17 protein-coding genes, 1 other RNA gene and 1 pseudogene are annotated in these 16,429 nt (G+C 64.8%); 16 read left to right on the top strand and 3 right to left on the bottom strand.

The features are described 5' to 3' along the window. Positions 1-41: 41 nt before the first annotated feature. Complete coding sequence (locus N2K99_RS11690) at positions 42-2,732, bottom strand: GH25 family lysozyme (protein WP_227933143.1); 2,691 nt, start codon at positions 2,730-2,732, stop codon at positions 42-44. Positions 2,733-2,961: 229 nt separating this feature from the next. Here N2K99_RS11690 and N2K99_RS11685 point away from each other — a divergent pair, with 229 nt between their 5' ends. After that, a complete protein-coding gene (locus N2K99_RS11685; RefSeq protein WP_227918342.1) occupies positions 2,962-3,387 on the top strand; it encodes a DUF2304 domain-containing protein in 426 nt (141 codons plus the stop codon). On the opposite strand, the gene N2K99_RS11680 is transcribed toward N2K99_RS11685, so the two are convergent. After that, positions 3,384-4,271, bottom strand: coding sequence for a glycosyltransferase family 2 protein (locus N2K99_RS11680; protein WP_227918341.1), 888 nt, complete (start codon positions 4,269-4,271; stop codon positions 3,384-3,386). The genes N2K99_RS11685 and N2K99_RS11680 overlap by 4 nt on opposite strands. A 306-nt stretch (positions 4,272-4,577) precedes the next feature. Between N2K99_RS11680 and N2K99_RS11675 the strand changes: the two are divergent. The 7 genes and pseudogenes from N2K99_RS11675 (at position 4,578) to N2K99_RS11645 (ending at position 9,292) form a co-directional block, all read left to right on the top strand. Further along, positions 4,578-5,804: pseudogene (locus N2K99_RS11675) on the top strand (CpaF family protein). Continuing rightward, positions 5,801-6,658 (top strand): type II secretion system F family protein, encoded by an 858-nt coding sequence (locus tag N2K99_RS11670; protein ID WP_227918340.1) that lies wholly within the window; start codon positions 5,801-5,803, stop codon positions 6,656-6,658. Before N2K99_RS11675 ends, N2K99_RS11670 begins: the two are co-directional and overlap by 4 nt. Beyond that, positions 6,655-7,593, top strand: a complete 939-nt coding sequence (locus N2K99_RS11665; protein WP_227918339.1) for a type II secretion system F family protein — start codon at positions 6,655-6,657, stop codon at positions 7,591-7,593. The genes N2K99_RS11670 and N2K99_RS11665 overlap by 4 nt, the downstream gene beginning before the upstream one ends. Before the next feature lie 110 nt (positions 7,594-7,703). Then, on the top strand, positions 7,704-7,976 hold the full coding sequence (locus tag N2K99_RS11660; protein ID WP_227933229.1) for a hypothetical protein: 273 nt from the start codon (positions 7,704-7,706) through the stop codon (positions 7,974-7,976). A 101-nt stretch (positions 7,977-8,077) separates the two neighbouring features. Further along, entirely contained in the window at positions 8,078-8,407 is a 330-nt protein-coding gene (locus tag N2K99_RS11655) for a TadE family protein (RefSeq protein WP_231711749.1), read from the top strand. Continuing rightward, the gene (locus N2K99_RS11650; protein ID WP_227933144.1) at positions 8,391-8,828 is read left to right on the top strand and encodes a hypothetical protein; all 438 of its coding nucleotides are present in this window, start codon (positions 8,391-8,393) and stop codon (positions 8,826-8,828) included. The genes N2K99_RS11655 and N2K99_RS11650 overlap by 17 nt, the downstream gene beginning before the upstream one ends. After that, complete coding sequence (locus N2K99_RS11645) at positions 8,825-9,292, top strand: pilus assembly protein TadG-related protein (RefSeq protein WP_227933145.1); 468 nt, start codon at positions 8,825-8,827, stop codon at positions 9,290-9,292. The genes N2K99_RS11650 and N2K99_RS11645 overlap by 4 nt, the downstream gene beginning before the upstream one ends. A gap of 4 nt (positions 9,293-9,296) precedes the next feature. On the opposite strand, the gene N2K99_RS11640 is transcribed toward N2K99_RS11645, so the two are convergent. Then, on the bottom strand, positions 9,297-9,581 hold the full coding sequence (locus N2K99_RS11640) for a hypothetical protein (RefSeq protein WP_227933147.1): 285 nt from the start codon (positions 9,579-9,581) through the stop codon (positions 9,297-9,299). Between the two features lie 166 nt (positions 9,582-9,747). Here N2K99_RS11640 and prfB point away from each other — a divergent pair, with 166 nt between their 5' ends. The 8 genes from prfB (at position 9,748) to N2K99_RS11600 (ending at position 16,359) form a co-directional block, all read left to right on the top strand. Further along, positions 9,748-10,866 carry a peptide chain release factor 2 gene (prfB, locus tag N2K99_RS11635; RefSeq protein ID WP_227933148.1) on the top strand — a complete coding sequence of 373 codons (1,119 nt, stop codon included), beginning with the start codon at positions 9,748-9,750 and terminating at the stop codon, positions 10,864-10,866. Positions 10,867-11,060: 194 nt separating this feature from the next. Further along, positions 11,061-11,825: a cell division ATP-binding protein FtsE gene (gene ftsE, locus N2K99_RS11630; protein ID WP_227918333.1), complete on the top strand. Its 765-nt coding sequence runs from the start codon at positions 11,061-11,063 to the stop codon at positions 11,823-11,825. Beyond that, positions 11,822-12,724: a permease-like cell division protein FtsX gene (gene ftsX, locus N2K99_RS11625; RefSeq protein ID WP_227918332.1), complete on the top strand. Its 903-nt coding sequence runs from the start codon at positions 11,822-11,824 to the stop codon at positions 12,722-12,724. The genes ftsE and ftsX overlap by 4 nt, the downstream gene beginning before the upstream one ends. Before the next feature lie 50 nt (positions 12,725-12,774). After that, entirely contained in the window at positions 12,775-14,178 is a 1,404-nt protein-coding gene (locus N2K99_RS11620; RefSeq protein WP_227933149.1) for a M23 family metallopeptidase, read from the top strand. A gap of 44 nt (positions 14,179-14,222) precedes the next feature. After that, positions 14,223-14,696: an SsrA-binding protein SmpB gene (gene smpB / locus N2K99_RS11615; protein ID WP_227918330.1), complete on the top strand. Its 474-nt coding sequence runs from the start codon at positions 14,223-14,225 to the stop codon at positions 14,694-14,696. After that, positions 14,693-15,052, top strand: a complete 360-nt coding sequence (locus N2K99_RS11610) for a hypothetical protein (protein ID WP_227933150.1) — start codon at positions 14,693-14,695, stop codon at positions 15,050-15,052. Before smpB ends, N2K99_RS11610 begins: the two co-directional genes overlap by 4 nt. A 64-nt stretch (positions 15,053-15,116) precedes the next feature. Next, positions 15,117-15,488: a transfer-messenger RNA gene (ssrA, locus tag N2K99_RS11605) on the top strand. 238 nt (positions 15,489-15,726) lie between these two features. Next, a complete protein-coding gene (locus tag N2K99_RS11600; RefSeq protein WP_227918328.1) occupies positions 15,727-16,359 on the top strand; it encodes a uracil-DNA glycosylase in 633 nt (210 codons plus the stop codon). Positions 16,360-16,429: the final 70 nt, after the last annotated feature.

Here is a 16,429-nt window from a genome sequence, read left to right as displayed (position 1 = left end):
TCCTGTTGGTGCCCCGGCCAGTCTACTTTACCCGCGGTACCCTAGGCCCGGCGCGGGGTTACCCGGACACCGCCTGAAGAGGTCCACGTAACGGTTGTCCGCTCGAAGTTCTGGGTGCAGGAGGTGCTGCCGGAGCAGGTCTGGTTTCCTGTCGACATGCCCCAGGCGCCGTGGATTCCGCCGGAGGCGGTCCACGCGGTGCCGATCTGGCCGGGCAGGTAGATGCTGCTCACTCCGTTGGCCTGGGTCCAGTACGCGGTGGTCCGTTCAAAGTTCTGCGTGCAGTAGGTCGGGTAGCACACCTGGTTTTCCGTCGGCATGCCCCACGTTCCGTGGATCCTGCCCGACGCGGTCCAGGCCTTGCCGATGGGATCCGCAAGGACAACGGTCTTGACGCCCTTGGCCGCAGTCCAGTACGCGACGGTCCGTTCAAAGACCTGTGTGCAGTAGGTGGGCTCGCAGGTCTCAGGAGACTGGGGCAGGCCCCAGGAGGAGGAACCGAAGATGGTTCCCGAGGCCGTCCAGGCCTTGCCGATGGGGCCGGTGGTCTGGACCGTGGTTACGGCTCCGTTTTTCGGCCAGTAGGCCGTGTGGCGTTCGAATACCTGCGTGCAGTAGGTCGGGTAGCACGCCTGGTTGGTGAGCGGGATACCCCAGGACGCGGCGCCGCCGAGCCCGCCGGAGGCCTTCCAGGCCTTGCCGACACTCTCATTCAGTGCCACGGAGGTGACGCCGGTGGCCGGCATCGAATAGACGGAACGGCTCTCGAACTCCTGCGTGCAGTAGCTCGGGTAGCAGGCCTGGTTGCCGGTGGGCCTGCCCCAGCCGGAGGTTTTGCCTGCGCCGGTCCAGGCGCCGCCGATGAGGGAGGACGTCCTGACGGTGTGGACTCCCGAAGCCTGGGTCCAGAATGCGGTGTCCCGTTCGAAGGTCTGGGTGCAGACGCCGCCGGTGCAGGTTTCCCCGCTGGTGGGCATACCCCAGGAAGCAGCGCCGTAGATGGTCCCGGCAGCCTTCCAGGCGCTGCCGATGGCGCCGGGCAGATAAATGGTGCGTACGGCGCCGTCGTTGCCGCGGTAGGCGGCAGTACGTTCAAACGACTGCGTGCAGTAGGTGGGCTCGCACAGGTGGTTGCTGCTCGGGATGCCCCAGGACGCGGAACCGTAGATGGTGCCTGCTGCGGTCCATGCCCGGCCGATCTCCGTGTTGAGGAGGACCGTGCTGACCCCTGAGGACGGCCTGAAGTAGGCCACCGCCCGCTCGTAGCTCTGCGTGCAGTAGACGCTGCCGTAACAGACCTCGGCGCCGGTGGGCAGGCCCCAGGACGAGGCGCCGTAAATGGTTCCGGCGGCCTTCCAGGCATTGCCGATGGCTCCGGCGGTGTAAACGGTCCTGACTTCTCCTGTGGAGGTAAGCAAATAGGCCGTCGTCCGGTCGAACGTCTGAACGCAGTAGGTCGGATAGCAGCTTTCATTGGCGGTCGGCAGCCCCCAGGAGCCGTCAACGCGGCTGGCTGCCTGCCAGGCCGCACCGATCGGCCTGCGGGTATCCACGTTGTAGCTGTCGGCGCGGCGGCTGAATTCGTGGAGCTGGGTGGAGCTGCCGTTGAAGACGTTGGAGTCGCCGGCGAACGGTCCGCTGCTGCTGTACTGCCAGACGTTGTAGCTTGACCAGCCGGCGGGCAGGGTGCCTGCACCGACCTGGTTGTAGTTGGCGATGTGCAGCGGGTGGTCGGCAAACGCCGTGCTGCTGCCCGTGCACCGGTTCCACCAGTCCGTCGTGGAATAGATCATGGGCAGCCGGCCCGTCCGTGCCTTCACCGTATTGGAGAAGTCCCGGATCCAGGACACCATCTGCGCCGCGGACAGGTTGTAGCAGGTGTTGCCCAGCTCGGCGTAGGGGTTGTACTCGATGTCCAGCAGCGGGGGCAGGGTGCGGCCGTCGGCGGACCACCCGCCGCCGTTGTTGACGAAGTAGTTTGCCTGTTCGGCGCCCGAAGAGACACCGGGAATGGCAAAGTGGTAGGCCCCTCGGTACATGCCTACGTCCACCGAGCCGTTGTACTGCTGGTTGTAGTAAGGGTTTTTGTACGACGTCGCTTCGGTTGCCTTCACGTACGCGAACCGGGATCCCTGGTTCCAGGCATGGCGCCAGTCGACGTCAAGCTGGTGGCTGCTGACATCCATGCCCTGGATGCCCGGCGGCCGCCAGTCCGCTGCGAGCTGGATGTTGGCTGCCAGTGAAATGGAGGCTGCCGGGGCAGCCTGAGGGGTTTCCGTTGCCGCAGCGTCCGGCAGCACGCCGTCCTCTGCGAGCCGCTCGACTTTTGCTTCCAGCGCTGTTTCTTCAGCGGTGGGCACCTGGGCATTTCCCGTTTCTTCCAGCCGCTCCAGGCCCTGCCCCATTTTCGCTCCGAGCGGTCCGATGAGTTCGGCCAGCCAGTCTTCCTCGACGGCGCCGCTTTCGGGCTCCGCCGGCGGGGTCGTCTCGGGCACGCTCTCAGCGGGCGCGGACGGTGCGGCGGGTGCCGGAGCTTCCGTCGGCTGGGGTGCCGGCGCAGTGCTCTCGGCGGGGTCAGCGGTGGGTGCCGGGCTGGTTGCCGGTGTTTCGACTGGTGCCGGCTGCTGGACGGCATCAGGTTGTTCCGCGGCTACGGCGGGAAGTGTGCCGGAGGTCAAGGCAACGGCGAGGGCGACCCCGGAAAGCCATTTAAGGGAAAGGGTGCGTGTCATGGGAACTCCGGTGGGGCAAAAGTTAAAGAAGGGGCGGGTGAGAAGAGAATACCGGAAGAACCGGGACGTTTCGGGATATCGGCAATAAGCCGGAGAAGCGCCTGTCGAAGTACGAATTGTGCCCGTAACACTCGTTTTTAGTGGAGTGATCTTCTAGTGTCGGGCATCAGGTCATCACAGGAAGTAAGGACCAATACCCCGTGCGGCTCACCTCGATCCACCCCGAACAATGACCGGTTTTCCGGTAATCGCCGGTGCGGTCGTAGTGCTGGCGGCCATTACTGTCCTGCTTCGCCGGCGGAAGCTGCGGGAGAAATACACGTTTCTTTGGCTGATCGTCGGGACGGTGACCCTGGTACTCGCGCTGTTCCCCGGGATCCTGCGGTGGGCGAGTGAACTTCTGGGCGTTCAGGTGCCCTCCAATCTGCTTTTTGCCGTGGCAATTGTTTTTCTGGCCGGGGTGTGCCTCCACCTTTCACTCGAGGTGACAGCAGTGGAAGACGAAAGCCGCATATTGGCCGAGGAACTTTCGATTTTGCGCGCACAGTTCGAACAGGCACAGCAGCACGGCGAACCGGGCAGGGGACTGCCGGGCGACGGCGGGCAGGAATCCGGAGGCAGGGCCGGCGGGAACGGGGAAGATCCCCCGGGCTAGGTCAGTGCGTGGCGGCCCAGGACCTGGATACCGGCGGACGTGGGCCGCGGCAGGGAACGCACCAGCAGTGAGACGGCGTGCAGCCGGGACGTCCAGTGCAGCCGGGCGGCGCGGGCCGCCCGGTTCCAGCCGAGCCCGGCGAAGCGCAGCGCCTGGTCTTGGAAGAACCGGCGTTCCTCATCAAAGCGGCGGCCGTCCATCGCCCGGACCGAGGAGTCCGAGGCTTCATGGCGGCGGTAGTTGAAAACAACGTCGCCGGTGGACACCACAATGGAGCCGCCCGAAGCGGCAATGTCCATCAGCAGCGCAAGGTCCTGCACGACGTCGTACTCCGGCCGGAAGCCGAATCCCTGGATCACCTCCCGGCGCCAGGCCAGCGAGGGAAAGTAATGCCAGCCGGCGTGCAGGAGGCTGACTGCCATTTCTTCTCCCTCGAGGGAGACCGTTTCCCCGGAGCCCGGCGTCAGCACGGATTTGATCCGGTCCACCAGGGTCGAGACGGCCAGCCCGTCACCGTCGATGACGCTGACCCCCGGCTGTACGACGGCGGCTCCGGGGTGGGCGTCCAGCAATCCCAGGACGGCGCCCAGGTAGCCGGGGAGCATCACGTCGTCGGCGCCCATCATGACCACTACCGGAGCCTCGGCAAGGCCAAGTGCCTTCTGGAAATTCCGGTTGGCACCGAGGTTCTCTTCGTTGCGTTCGTAATGGATCCGCGGATCCTGCAGCGCGGTGAACCATCGGCGCGGATCAGCGCCGGGATACGCATCATCCAGCACCAGCAGCCGCCAGTCCGGACTTTCCTGGTCCTGGATGCTGCGGACGGATTGCCGCATCAAATCTTCGTCGCCGTAATAGGGGAGCAGAATGTCGACCGCAGCCATGGCGCCGCCCTTGAATCGCGCCTTTGGCGCCGGGAAAACAGAGAATCCCGGCTGCCTCGAATACGGCTAGTTTAGGATGCGGGTACCTAGCCAACAATAGAAAACTACCTAAGTGGTACCTGCTTTCGGTGATTCTGCTGCGTAGTTTTGCGGGCCGCATCCACCGGGGCGGATTTTATCCACAGCTGCCGGGCACTACCCTCGCCTTCGTCCAGCCCAGCCTTTACTGTGTGGCCCGTTGGCCGGAGCCGGCCAGCGCCAGTCTCGTGCCGGTGCCATCGGGCAGCGGCCATGCCGGGGGTAGCGATGGAAGCAGCGCGGATAGTCGAAGACGAGGTGCGCGAGCTCATCCGTGTGCGCGGGCTGGATCCGCAGGAACAGTCCGCTGAGGTTCGGCGGCTCGTGGATGCTGCCGTTTCCGATTACGACGAGCGCTCCCTGCTGGGGACCCTGCCGCCGCTGGGCCGGCCGGAATCCGTTCGCCGGCAGGTGTTCGACGCCGTGGCGGGCTTCGGTGCGCTCCAGCCGCTGCTGGATGATCCCACGGTCGAAGAAGTGTGGATCAATTCACCCTCCGAGGTTTATGTTGCACGGGACGGCCGGTCCGAGCTGACTTCCCTGACGCTGACGTCCGAGCAGGTCCGGCTGCTGGTGGAGCGGATGCTGAAGTCCTCCGGCCGGCGGCTTGATCTTTCCTCCCCGTTCGTAGACGCTGCGTTGCCGGACGGGTCCCGCCTGCACGTGGCCATTCCGGACGTAACCAGGCGGCACTGGGCGGTGAATATCCGCAAGTTCGTAGCCCGGGCCCGCCGCCTCGACCACCTGGTGGAACTGGGCACGCTGACCCCGGCGGCCGCGCGCTTTCTCGGAGCCGCAGTGGCTGCAGGCTTGAACATCCTCGTCTCCGGCGCCACACAGGCGGGGAAAACCACCATGCTCAACTGTCTCGCTGCCGCCATCGGACCGAGGGAACGAGTGGTTACGGTCGAGGAGATCTTTGAACTGCAGCTCCCGCTGCGGGACGTGGTGGGGCTGCAGTGCCGTCAGCCGAATCTGGAGGGACAGGGCGAGATCCCGCTTCGCCGGCTCGTGAAGGAAGCGTTGCGCATGCGCCCGGATCGGCTGATTGTGGGGGAGGTCCGCGAAGCCGAGAGCCTGGACATGCTGATCGCGCTGAACGCGGGCTTGCCCGGCATGTGCACCATCCACGCGAACAGCGCCCGGGACGCGGTAACCAAGCTGTGCACGCTGCCCCTGCTAGCGGGAAACAATATTACCAGTGCCTTCGTGGTTCCAACCGTCGCGTCGTGCATCGACCTGGTGGTCCACTGCTCCAGGACCGGCACAGGACGACGCGAGGTCACCGAAATCCTGGCCTTGTGACGGCGGGTGGAAGGCGGAATCATCGAGTCGTCCCCGGTATTCGGCCCGGTCGACGGCAAGCTGGCCGTAACGGCTTCCTCCATGCCGTCTGCTGACAAATTCGCCTCCGCCGGCGTGAACGTCGCCGCCCTGCTCGGGGCGGCAGCATGAGCGCCGCAGCGGGATTGACCCTGGGCATGGGATTGTTGCTGCTGTGGCAGTCCTGCTGGAGCCCGACAGCCCGCATACCATCCCGGCGGCGTCGAACCGGATACCTGGACGATCTGCTGCGGCAGGCAGGCATCGAACGGGTCAGGGCCGCCGGACTCCTCGCCGCATGCGCCGTCACGGGAGCTTTTGTCCTTCTCCTGTTCTTCGTCCTGACCCTGTCGTTACCCATCGCGGCCTGCTTCGCGCTTTTCGGGGCGGGACTGCCTTACGCGTTAGTGCGTATGCAGGCCCGCCGCAGGAGAGCCTCGTTGGCGGAACTGTGGCCCGACGTCGTCGACCACCTGCGCTCTGCGATCCGGGCAGGCCTGTCGCTGCCGGAGGCGCTCATCCAATTGGCCGGGAACGGGCCGGAGGAGCTGCGGGGATATTTCCGGGCATTTGCCGCCGACTACCGGTCCGGAGGCAACTTCGAGGATTCGCTGACCCGGCTTAAGGACAACCTGGCGGATCCGGTGGCGGACCGCATCATCGAAGCACTGCGGATAACCCGCCAGGTAGGCGGCACCGATCTGGGCCGGCTCCTCGGCACCTTGGCCGGTTTTCTCCGTGAAAATGCCCGGACCCGGAGCGAGCTGCTGGCCCGGCAGTCCTGGACCGTCAACGCGGCGAGGCTGGCCGTGGCGGCTCCCTGGGCGGTGTTGCTGCTGCTGGCGGCGCGCCCGGAAACAGCCGCAGCCTACAACTCCGCTGCCGGCGCGACGGTCCTGGTCGCCGGAATCGGCATCTCCGTTCTTTGCTACCGCCTGATGCTGCGGATAGGTGCCTTGCCCGAAGATGTGCGGGTGCTGCGATGACGCCCGGGGCGGCGGCAGCGGTACTGGCTGGAGCCCTGATGGGCACCGGACTGTTGCTGGTCCTGCACCGGCTGCCGCTGCTGCGGCAGAGGACATTCGCTGCCCGCGTGGAACCGCAGCTGCGTTCGGTTCGCCCCGCGTCGGGGCTCCTGTTATCCGCCCCGGACATCACGCCCTTCGGCCCGCTGGAGCGGATCCTGCGTCCGTTGCTCCACGATGCCGTACGCCGGCTGGCCCGGTGGTCTCCGGCCAACCGGACCCTCGGGCTGCGGCTGCAGCAGGCCGGCGGGAACAAGTCTGTTTCGGACTACCGTGCAGAGCAGGTCCTGTGTGCCGGTTCGGGGTTCCTGGCCGGGGGTGCCGCAGGCGCGCTTCTCGCCGGGAGCGGTCGGATGGGTCTTGTATCGGTGGCCTTCGGTACGTGTGCCTGCGCCGTTGCAGGGTTCCTGCTGCGGGACTACCTCCTGACCCGCCAGATCGAGCGGCGCAACAGCCGCATCCTGGCCGAATTCCCCAGCCTTGCCGAAATGATGGCGCTCGCCGTCAGCGCCGGGGAAAGCGCCGTCGGTGCACTGGAACGCGTTTCCGTCGCTGCGCAGGGTGAACTGGCGGACGAGTTCAACCGTGTCCTTGCCCAGACCCGCTCAGGACATCCGCTCACCACAGCCCTGCAGGATTTCTCCGACCGGATCCGCCTGGCACCGTTGACCCGTTTCGTGGACGGGGTCACCGTCGCCGTCGACCGCGGAACGCCATTGGCAGATGTTATGCGTGCACAGGCCCAGGACGTGAGGGACAGCGCCAAGCGTGAACTGATGGAGACCGCAGGCAAGAAGGAAATAGCCATGATGGTGCCCGTGGTTTTCGGAATCCTGCCGTTGACCGTGCTGTTTGCGGTATTCCCGGGACTGGCGCTGCTGAGGTTGGGGCTGTGAGGCGGCAGATGAAACGGCATCACCGCGGAAGAACACTGGGGAAGATCACCGCGCAAAAAACACTGCGCAAGAACAAGGCAAGGCAAAGCATGTCGAGGGATGGAGACAAGATGACCAGCAGTAATGCGGGCAGGCAACGGAACAGCGCACATGCGCCGGGTGAGGGATGGAAAAGGGCCGTCGCGCTGGCAGCGGGATGGTGGTACCTGCTGATGCGGCAGTGCCAGGCAGCGGTGCACCCGAAGGACCCGGAGCGCGGAGATGTACCCGGGTGGGTGATGATCACACTTATGTCCGCCATCCTCGTGGCTGGACTGCTGCTCCTGGTGCAGCCGGCCCTTGAGCGGCTGTTCGAATCCGCAATAGAACAGGTACAGCCATAAACCGCTGGCAGGGTCACCGGGGCGGCGGCCGGTCGCGCCGGTCCGATGCAACCGGCTGCGGTCCAGAGGGGGAACGGGGATCCGCCGTCGTCGACTTCGTTATGGTGGGCGCGCTGGTGAGCCTGGTGTTTATGGCTGTGGTGCAGTTGGCGCTGGTACTGCACGTTCGCAACACCCTGATTGACGCCGCAGCCACGGGCGCGCGCTACGGCACGCTCGCTGACCGCACCCCGGCGGACGGCGCAGCGCGTACGGCCGCCGTGATCGGCAGTTCACTCGGCGAGGAGTATGCCGGGGACGTCAGCTACTCAGAGCAGACCGTGGACGGCGCCCGCCTGCTGGAGATCACGGTGCGGGCACCGCTGCCGGTTATCGGTTTCATCGGTCCCGGTGACGGAATTGAGGTCAAGGGGCATGCGGCCCGGCGGTGAGGGAGAGGCGAGACAGGCACCGGACGAAGCCGGCAGCGCCGTCGTCGAGTTCATTTTCCTGGGCCTGCTCCTGCTGGTGCCCGTGGTGTATCTCGTGATCACCGTCGGCCGGATTCAGGCGGCGTCCTTCGCGGTGGTCGGTGCGGCCGACGCCGCGGCCAAGGTCTATGCTGCAGCACCCGACGCCGTGGTTGGCGAACAGCAGGCGGCAGATGCGGCCGAACTCGCGCTGAGCGACTTCGGGCTGCAAACGGACGGCATGCTGATGGATATCAGCTGCTCCGAAACCTGCCTTGCACCCGGCTCGACCGTCTCTGTCAGCATCCGGTTTGCCGTGCCGCTTCCCGGGCTTCCGTGGACCGACGGGTCCCCGGTAGTAGTGGACTCCGAGTCCACACAGGTTGTGGAGCGCAACGGATGAGCCGGGGGTTTCGAAAACGACCGCGGGCCGGGGAGGACGGGGAACGGGGGCAGGTAGGGGTGCTGATCATCGGGTACTCCGTGCTGGCACTGCTGACCGTCACAGTGGTGATGGCGGCGTCGTCCGTCTATCTCGGGCAGAAAAAGCTGCTCTCGGCTGCCGACGGTGCGGCCGTGGCTGCGGCGGACACGTTCTCGCTGGGGGAGGCCGCCGCAGGAACGGGGCCGGCGGCCGTGCTGGAGGCAGACGCCGTCCGCAGCGCCGCCCGCCGCTATCTTGCCGAAACGGGTGCGGAGGAACGGTTCACGGAGCTTGCGGTAACCGAAGAGACCGGCACGGCGGACGGCCGGACCGCGCGCGTGGTCCTGGCGGCGCGGGTCCATCCGCCCATCGTCAATTTCCTGGTGCCGGAGGGAATCTCCATCACCGCGGTCAGTGAGGCCCGGGCCCGGCTGCTGCAGTGAAAACCTATGAAGCCTTCCGCTGCTCCTGCGCCTCGCGCACCGGACCGTGGCCCCATCCGCCGTGGTCCACGTCCAGGATCCTGCCGTCCTCGCCGTAGCAAATGGTCACGGGCTCGCCGAACTGTTCGCAGTCGTCGTCAGGGCACTTGTCCTTCATATTGCCCACGTACTCGTTGGAAAAGTGCTGCTCCCACTCGTCCACTTTCCCCATGGCCCAGGGATCGCCCTGCTCGGCAAGGTCGTTGAGTTCGTCCAGGGTGTACATGCGTCCGCGCTCGGGATGGGTCAAGGGAGGCTCCTTCGAAAGGGCGTACATTCCATATCCGTCCCCATTAATCTAACGCCGCCCACGGACACTGCCGCGCGCATCGGCCCCGGCGCGTCCCGGAGCCGGCATCGCCCGCAACGACGACGGCGGGCAGCGGCGCAGGGACATGGCGTAGTCTGTAAGCACCATGGCAGAAATAGATTTTCCCGCAGAAATCCGCGCCCTCCGCTCCACTTTCGCCTCCATTGAAGAGGTCTCGGACGTGGCAAAGATCAAAGAGGACATCGAAGAGCTGAGCGAGATGGCCGGCGTCCCCGATCTTTGGGACGACCCCTCCGAGGCGCAGAAGATCACCTCCAAGCTCTCGCACCGCCAGTCGGAGCTGGAACGCCTGCAGACCATCGAATCCCGCATCGACGACCTTGAGGTCCTGGTGGAACTGGCCCAGGACGAGGCCGACGCGGATTCCAAGGCCGAGGCGGTGACGGAGCTGGAGTCCCTGCGCAGGTCCCTGTCCCAGCTGGAAGTCGTCACCCTGCTTTCCGGTGAATACGACGAACGCGAAGCCGTGGTGACCATCCGTTCCGGTGCCGGGGGAGTGGACGCCGCAGACTTCGCCGAGATGCTGCTGCGCATGTACCTGCGCTGGGCCGAACGGCACGGATACCCCACCACCGTCCTGGATACCTCCTACGCCGAAGAGGCCGGCCTGAAGTCCGCCACCTTCGAGGTCAAGGCTCCCTACGCCTACGGCACCCTGGTGGTGGAGGCCGGTACGCACCGCCTGGTCCGCATCAGCCCGTTCGACAACCAGGGCCGCCGGCAGACGTCCTTTGCCGCCGTCGAGGTCATTCCGCTGATCGCACCCACGGACCACATCGACATTCCGGACAACGAAATCCGCGTGGACGTCTTCCGCTCCTCCGGTCCAGGCGGCCAGTCCGTGAACACCACCGACTCCGCCGTCCGGCTCACCCACCTTCCCACCGGCACAGTGGTCTCCATGCAGAACGAAAAGTCGCAGCTGCAGAACCGTGCCGCTGCCATGCGCGTGCTGCAGTCCCGCCTGCTGCTGTTGAAGAAGGAGCAGGAGGACGCCGAGAAGAAGGCCTTTGCCGGCGACGTCAAGGCTTCCTGGGGCGACCAGATGCGTTCCTACGTGCTCAACCCGTACCAGATGGTCAAGGACCTCCGCACCGAACACGAGGTAGGCAACACCTCCGCAGTGTTCGACGGCGAGATTGACGACTTCATCGATGCCGGCATCCGCTGGCGTGCGCACGGCAGCGTTTCCGCCCGCAAATAGGCCGCTGGGCCTGCGGGCGGCGCCTGGACCCGGTCCGGGTGCAGGTTCCCGGCCCCCTGGCACCGGTGTGCAGTCCGACACGCGCTGCCGGGTTGTGGCTCACTGCGTCGGAAGCTGGCTATAGTCGAGAGGCCGGTGCCCATACCCCGAACCAAGGCCCGTGTCTCCGGCCGCTTCATGGGCACTAAGTAGTGATGATCACTTTCGACAATGTCACCAAGCTCTATGACCGGAACTCCCGGCCTGCGCTCAACTCGGTCAGCCTTGACGTGGACCGCGGCGAGTTCGTGTTTCTCGTGGGCGCTTCCGGCTCCGGTAAATCGACGTTTATCCGGTTGATTATGAAAGAGGAGCACGCCACCAAGGGCACCGTCTACGTAGCCGGCGCCAACGTGGCGAAGATTCCGAGCTGGCGGGTGCCGCGGCTGCGCCGGGGGATCGGCGTCGTATTCCAGGATTTCCGCCTGCTTCCCAACAAGACGGTTTTTGCGAACGTTGCCTTCGCCATGCAGGTGATCGGCCGCAGCCGTGCCGTTATCCGTGACTCGGTGCCCGAAGTCCTCAAGACGGTCGGGCTGGAGGGGAAGGGTAACCGCATGCCGCACGAACTTTCCGGCGGTGAGCAGCAGCGCGTGGCAATCGCGCGGGCGATTGTGAATAAGCCCGGCATCCTGCTCGCCGATGAGCCGACCGGAAACCTGGACCCCACCACGTCTTTGGGCATCATGAAGGTGCTGGACCGGGTGAACCAGAACGGCACCACTGTGGTGATGGCTACGCACGACGACGATATCGTCAACGCCATGCGTAAGCGCGTGGTGGAACTGCGCAACGGCAAGATCATCCGTGACGAGCATGAGGGCATCTATCTGGGCGAACCGGAGCCGGAACGGGAACCGCGGGACGGATCGGACGTGTCGGATGGATCCCGCCGCACGGAGAGCGGGGTAGCCGAATGAGGCTCGCATTCGTCCTGGGCGAGATCGGTTCAGGGCTCCGCCGGAACCTGTCCATGGTTGTCTCCGTAATCCTCGTGACCTTCGTATCGCTGACCTTTGTGGGGGCGGCAGGGCTGCTGCAGCTGCAGATCGGCCAGATGAAGGGCTATTGGTATGACCGCGTGCAGGTTGCGGTCTACCTGTGCACGGAGAACGACACCTCCGCGTCCTGCGCTTCCGGTGCCGTCACCGACGAGCAGCGCTCTGCCATCGAAGCGGACCTGCAGGCGGACCGTTACGTGGAAACCGTTGAGTATGAAGACCAGGAAACCGCGCTGACCCACTTCCGCGAGCAGTTCGCGAACTCCCCGATCGTGGACAGCATCACCGCCGACATGCTGCCGGAGTCCTTCCGGGTGTCCCTGGTGGACCCCGAAAAGTATGAGGTCATCAACGAGGCGTTCTCCTCCAAGCCTGGAGTCGAGTCCGTCAGTGACCAGCGTGAACTTTTCGAAAAGATGTTTACGTACCTGAACCTTGCCTCCGTTGCCGCGCTGTCCATCGCCGGCGTAATGCTGGTCTGTGCCATCCTGCTGATTGCCACCACCATCCGGCTTTCGGCGTTCAGCCGACGGCGGGAAACGGGCATCATGCGCCTGGTCGGCGCCTCCAAGGCCGTCATCCAGCTGCCGTTCGTGCTGGAAGGCGTGATCGCGGCCGTCATCGGTGCAGTGCTGGCCTCAGTGGCACTATGGAGCACCGCGCACTTCTTTATCGGAAACCTGGCCCGGCAATACCCCACCACGGCCTTTATCTCCTCGGAACAGGTCCTGTACCTGACACCCGTTCTACTTGTTCTCGGAGCGCTGTTGGCGGGAGTATCCTCGCTGTTGACACTCCGCCGGTACCTGAAGGTCTAGAGTCATGAGCACTGGGAATGGAATCTGCAAGATCATGGAGAGTCTCATCAATGGATAATGCTGTGCCTAAACGGATCGGACGTGCGCCGGCCTCCCGGGCCCTGGCGGCGGTTGTCGCCCTCCTGGCGCTGACGCTCTCCGTTGCGTTCAGCAGCACGGCAAGTGCTGATGACCTCGAGGACCGCAAGGCGGCCATCGAAGCCGAGAAGCAGAAGGTCCAGGAGGACTACGAGTACCTCGGAGAAGATATTGCCGAGACGGTAGCCAAGCTCAACATCTACAAGGGCCAGCTCCCGGCCGCGCAGCAGCAGCTCGCGGATGCCGAGGGACGTGTCGACAGTGCCGCCGGCAAGGTGGCCGCCCTGAACGAACGGGTTGCCCTCGCCCAGAACACCCACGAAACCATCACGGCGCAGATCGAGAAGGACCGTGAGAACATTGCGGCCACTGAAAAGGCGATCGGACAGATTGCGTCCCAGGCCTACAAAAACGGTGGTGTTCCCTCCACGCTCTCGCTGATGTTCGGCGCCAAGGGTGCGGACAGCCTCAGCGATTCGCTCGGCATGGCGGAACAAGCGCTAAAGGGCCAGAACGCCGCCGTCGAAAAGCTGTCCCAGCAGAACGCCAATAACGTGAACTCCGAGGCGCGGCTGTCAGCCGTGGCCGAAGAGATCAGCAAGCTCAAGGCCCAGGCGGAAGAAGCCCTCAAGGCCGAGCAGTCCGCGCGTGACGCGGCAGCCGCGGAGAAGCAGAAGGTGGACGACCTGGTTGCCCAGACCACGGCGATGAACCAGGAGCTTGAGGCACAGAAGCCGAAGCTCCAGTCCCAGATGGCCAGCCTGGAAAAGGAAAGCGCCCAGGTCACCGCGGACATCGCGGAGCGGCAGCGGGTCCTGCTCGAGGAACACCGCAAACGCGAACAGGCCCGGATCGACGAAATCAACCGTGCGGCAGCTGAAGAAGCGGCCCGGAACAACCGCCCCGCCCCGCCGGCCCAGAACATTCCGCAGCCGGGCAACCCGTCCTCCTTCGGGCTGCGCCCTCCGGTAGTCGGAGCTCCTATTTCCTCCGGCTTCGGCTGGCGTGCAACCCCGCCCGGATCCATCGACTTCTTCGGCAACGGCGGCTACCTGCACTCCGGCATCGACTATGCACCGACCTGCAACACACCGGTCTATGCGCCTGCCTCAGGCCACGTCTGGCGGGCCGACCAGGGCGGCGGGGAAATGATCGGAACCGGCAACCGGATTGTCCTCAACCACGGTGTGGTGCAGGGCAACGCCTTAGCCACCAACTACTACCACCTCAACGGCTTCGCGGTGTCAGTCAATCAGTGGGTGGAGCAGGGCCAGCTGATCGGATATGTGGGGAACACCGGAAACTCCACCGGTTGCCACCTGCATTTCGAGACGGTGCTCAATGGTGCCCTGGTGGACCCGAGGACGTTGCTCTAGGCCTACAATGGAGCTTTCGCTAGAACCTACTAAGGAGTTGCCCCGTGCCTAAGGAAAGTGGCCGTAAGGTAGTGGCCACCAATCGCAAGGCCCGGCACGACTACGAAATCCTCGATACCTACGAGGCCGGAATGGTTTTGATGGGGACCGAGGTGAAGTCGCTGCGAGAGGGCAGGGCCTCATTGGTGGACGGGTTTGCCACGTTCTATAACAACGAGCTCTGGCTCGAAGCCGCCTACATTCCCGAGTACCTCAACGGTAGCTGGACCAACCACTCCGCCCGCCGCCGCCGCAAGCTGCTGCTGCACCGCGAGCAGCTGGAAAAGATCATGCGCAAGACCAGCGAATCGGGTTTTACCATCGTGCCGCTGCAGCTGTATTTCCTGGACGGACGGGCCAAGGTGGAGATCGCCGTCGCCCGCGGTAAGCGGGAGTACGACAAGCGCCAAACCCTGCGGGAGAAGCAGGACAACCGCGAGGCACTTCGCGCGATGCGCGAGAAGAACCGCGGCGCATGAGTGGAACGTTCTGGGAGCCGCAGGTAGAAGCGGACGAGGAAGCCGCGGCCCGGAAGCCCGCCTGGACGTGGATCGTTACGGCCGTCGACCTCCTGATAGTCCTGGCGGTGCTGCCGGTGGTCATCCTTGTAGTGGTTCCGTTCTTTGCCGCGTACTACCTGTTCCTTGCACACGTGCTGGTATGGCTCGCGCCGGTGCTGGTCCTGGCGAACATCGCCTTGTTCGCCTGGGCCTTCCGCCGCAAGGCACCCGGCATGACCGCGCTGAGCATCCTCTCGGTCCTCTTCGTGCTCGTCTCCTGGATACTGCTGGTCGTTTGGGGTTCACCCGTAGTGGTCTTCGGCATCCGGCTCTGAACCGCCCCGTGAATTCTGCGGTACAATGAGTGTTCCGGCTTCGGTCGGATTGGTAACTCAATAAGGGGATGACCGGTTTCGACGATGTTTTGTTGAGACAGGGGAAGCGGGCCGAGGATACAGGGTTATCTCGTTAACGATCTCTGTAAACCAATAAGTGCCGAATCAAAGCGCACTGACTTCGCTCTTGCTGCCTAAGCAGTAAGGCATAGTCCGTCAGCCCGGGGATGCTCTCGCCCCGGTGCCTGGCGTCATTTAGAGGGCCACTGCTGAACACTTTCGCCGTTGGGGTGTTCGGGACTTTTAGACGGCTGGGTCCGGATCAGCCACTTGTCTGCGTGATGGCTGGGACCGAGAAAATCCGCAGCAGACTGCGCCCGGAGAAGCCCTGACAAAGCGACATCGGACGGGGGTTCGATTCCCCCCATCTCCACTGAGAAATCTCCAGCCAAAGCGGGGAGCGCCTTAGGGCGTTCGCCGCTTTGCTGGTTTAAGCCGGGTTGCACGGGAGAGTTGTTTCTCACACCCGTGCGGTTTACCCCGTTGCGGGGCCTCTTCCCGTCCGGCAGGGCAAGGTGCGTTGGTAAACTTTGTCGTAGGCAGTACCCGCGCCGGCAGGACCCGGAGCGGGCGATATAACCGGTCGGAAGACCTTGTAGGAGACGCACCACTTTATGCAAAGCCCGGCACTCGAATCCCAGCATGACGACCTTTGGAACCGACGCTATGAGCCCAATGTCGCTGAGGTGAACCAGCTTTGCGACTCCTTGGCTGAAATGAAGCCGGGCAGCCAGGTGCCCTACATCGATCCCATGCACGATATCGGGGAATGCCGGATCGTCAGCCTGTTCTCCAACATCGGCACCGCCCACGAGTCGGGGTTCATCACGGCCGGTGACAATGAGGCCGTGGCACGGCTGCTTGGCGTGCACTGGCAGGCCGGACTGCGGCCGGAGTTCGTTATGCCGTGGAACGCCTACCCCTGGCATGTGCCGGGCGAGCCCAACGGCAAGCTGAGCAAGGAACAGGTCCAGGAGGGGCTGCGGCCGCTGCTGCGCTTCCTTGCCCTGGTGCCCCGCGCTTCCGTCATCGTGGCCCACGGTACCGAGGCTCAGCGGCTCGCCGCGCTGTTCCTCAAGACCGAGAACCGGATGATCTACCGCCGCAGTATCAAGGTCTACAAGGCCCGCTCGCTTTCCGGGCGTTCCTTCGGCGCCACCGCGGAACGTCAGCAGGAGGCGCTGGACGATATGCGCGCTGCCTATACCGACGCCATGGCCCGCACCGGGCTGACGGCTGCACGCTAGAAACCTGACCGGCCGGCGCTTTCGCGCCGGCCCGCGCCGGCCCAAACAGACCCCGCCGGAACCGTCCGGC

It is taken from the genome of Arthrobacter sp. zg-Y1110 (assembly GCF_025244865.1).
In the GTDB taxonomy this organism is placed as follows: Bacteria; Actinomycetota; Actinomycetes; order Actinomycetales; family Micrococcaceae; genus Arthrobacter_B.
Note: the sequence above shows the minus strand (reverse complement) of the source record. Positions and strands in the feature narration are given on the sequence as shown.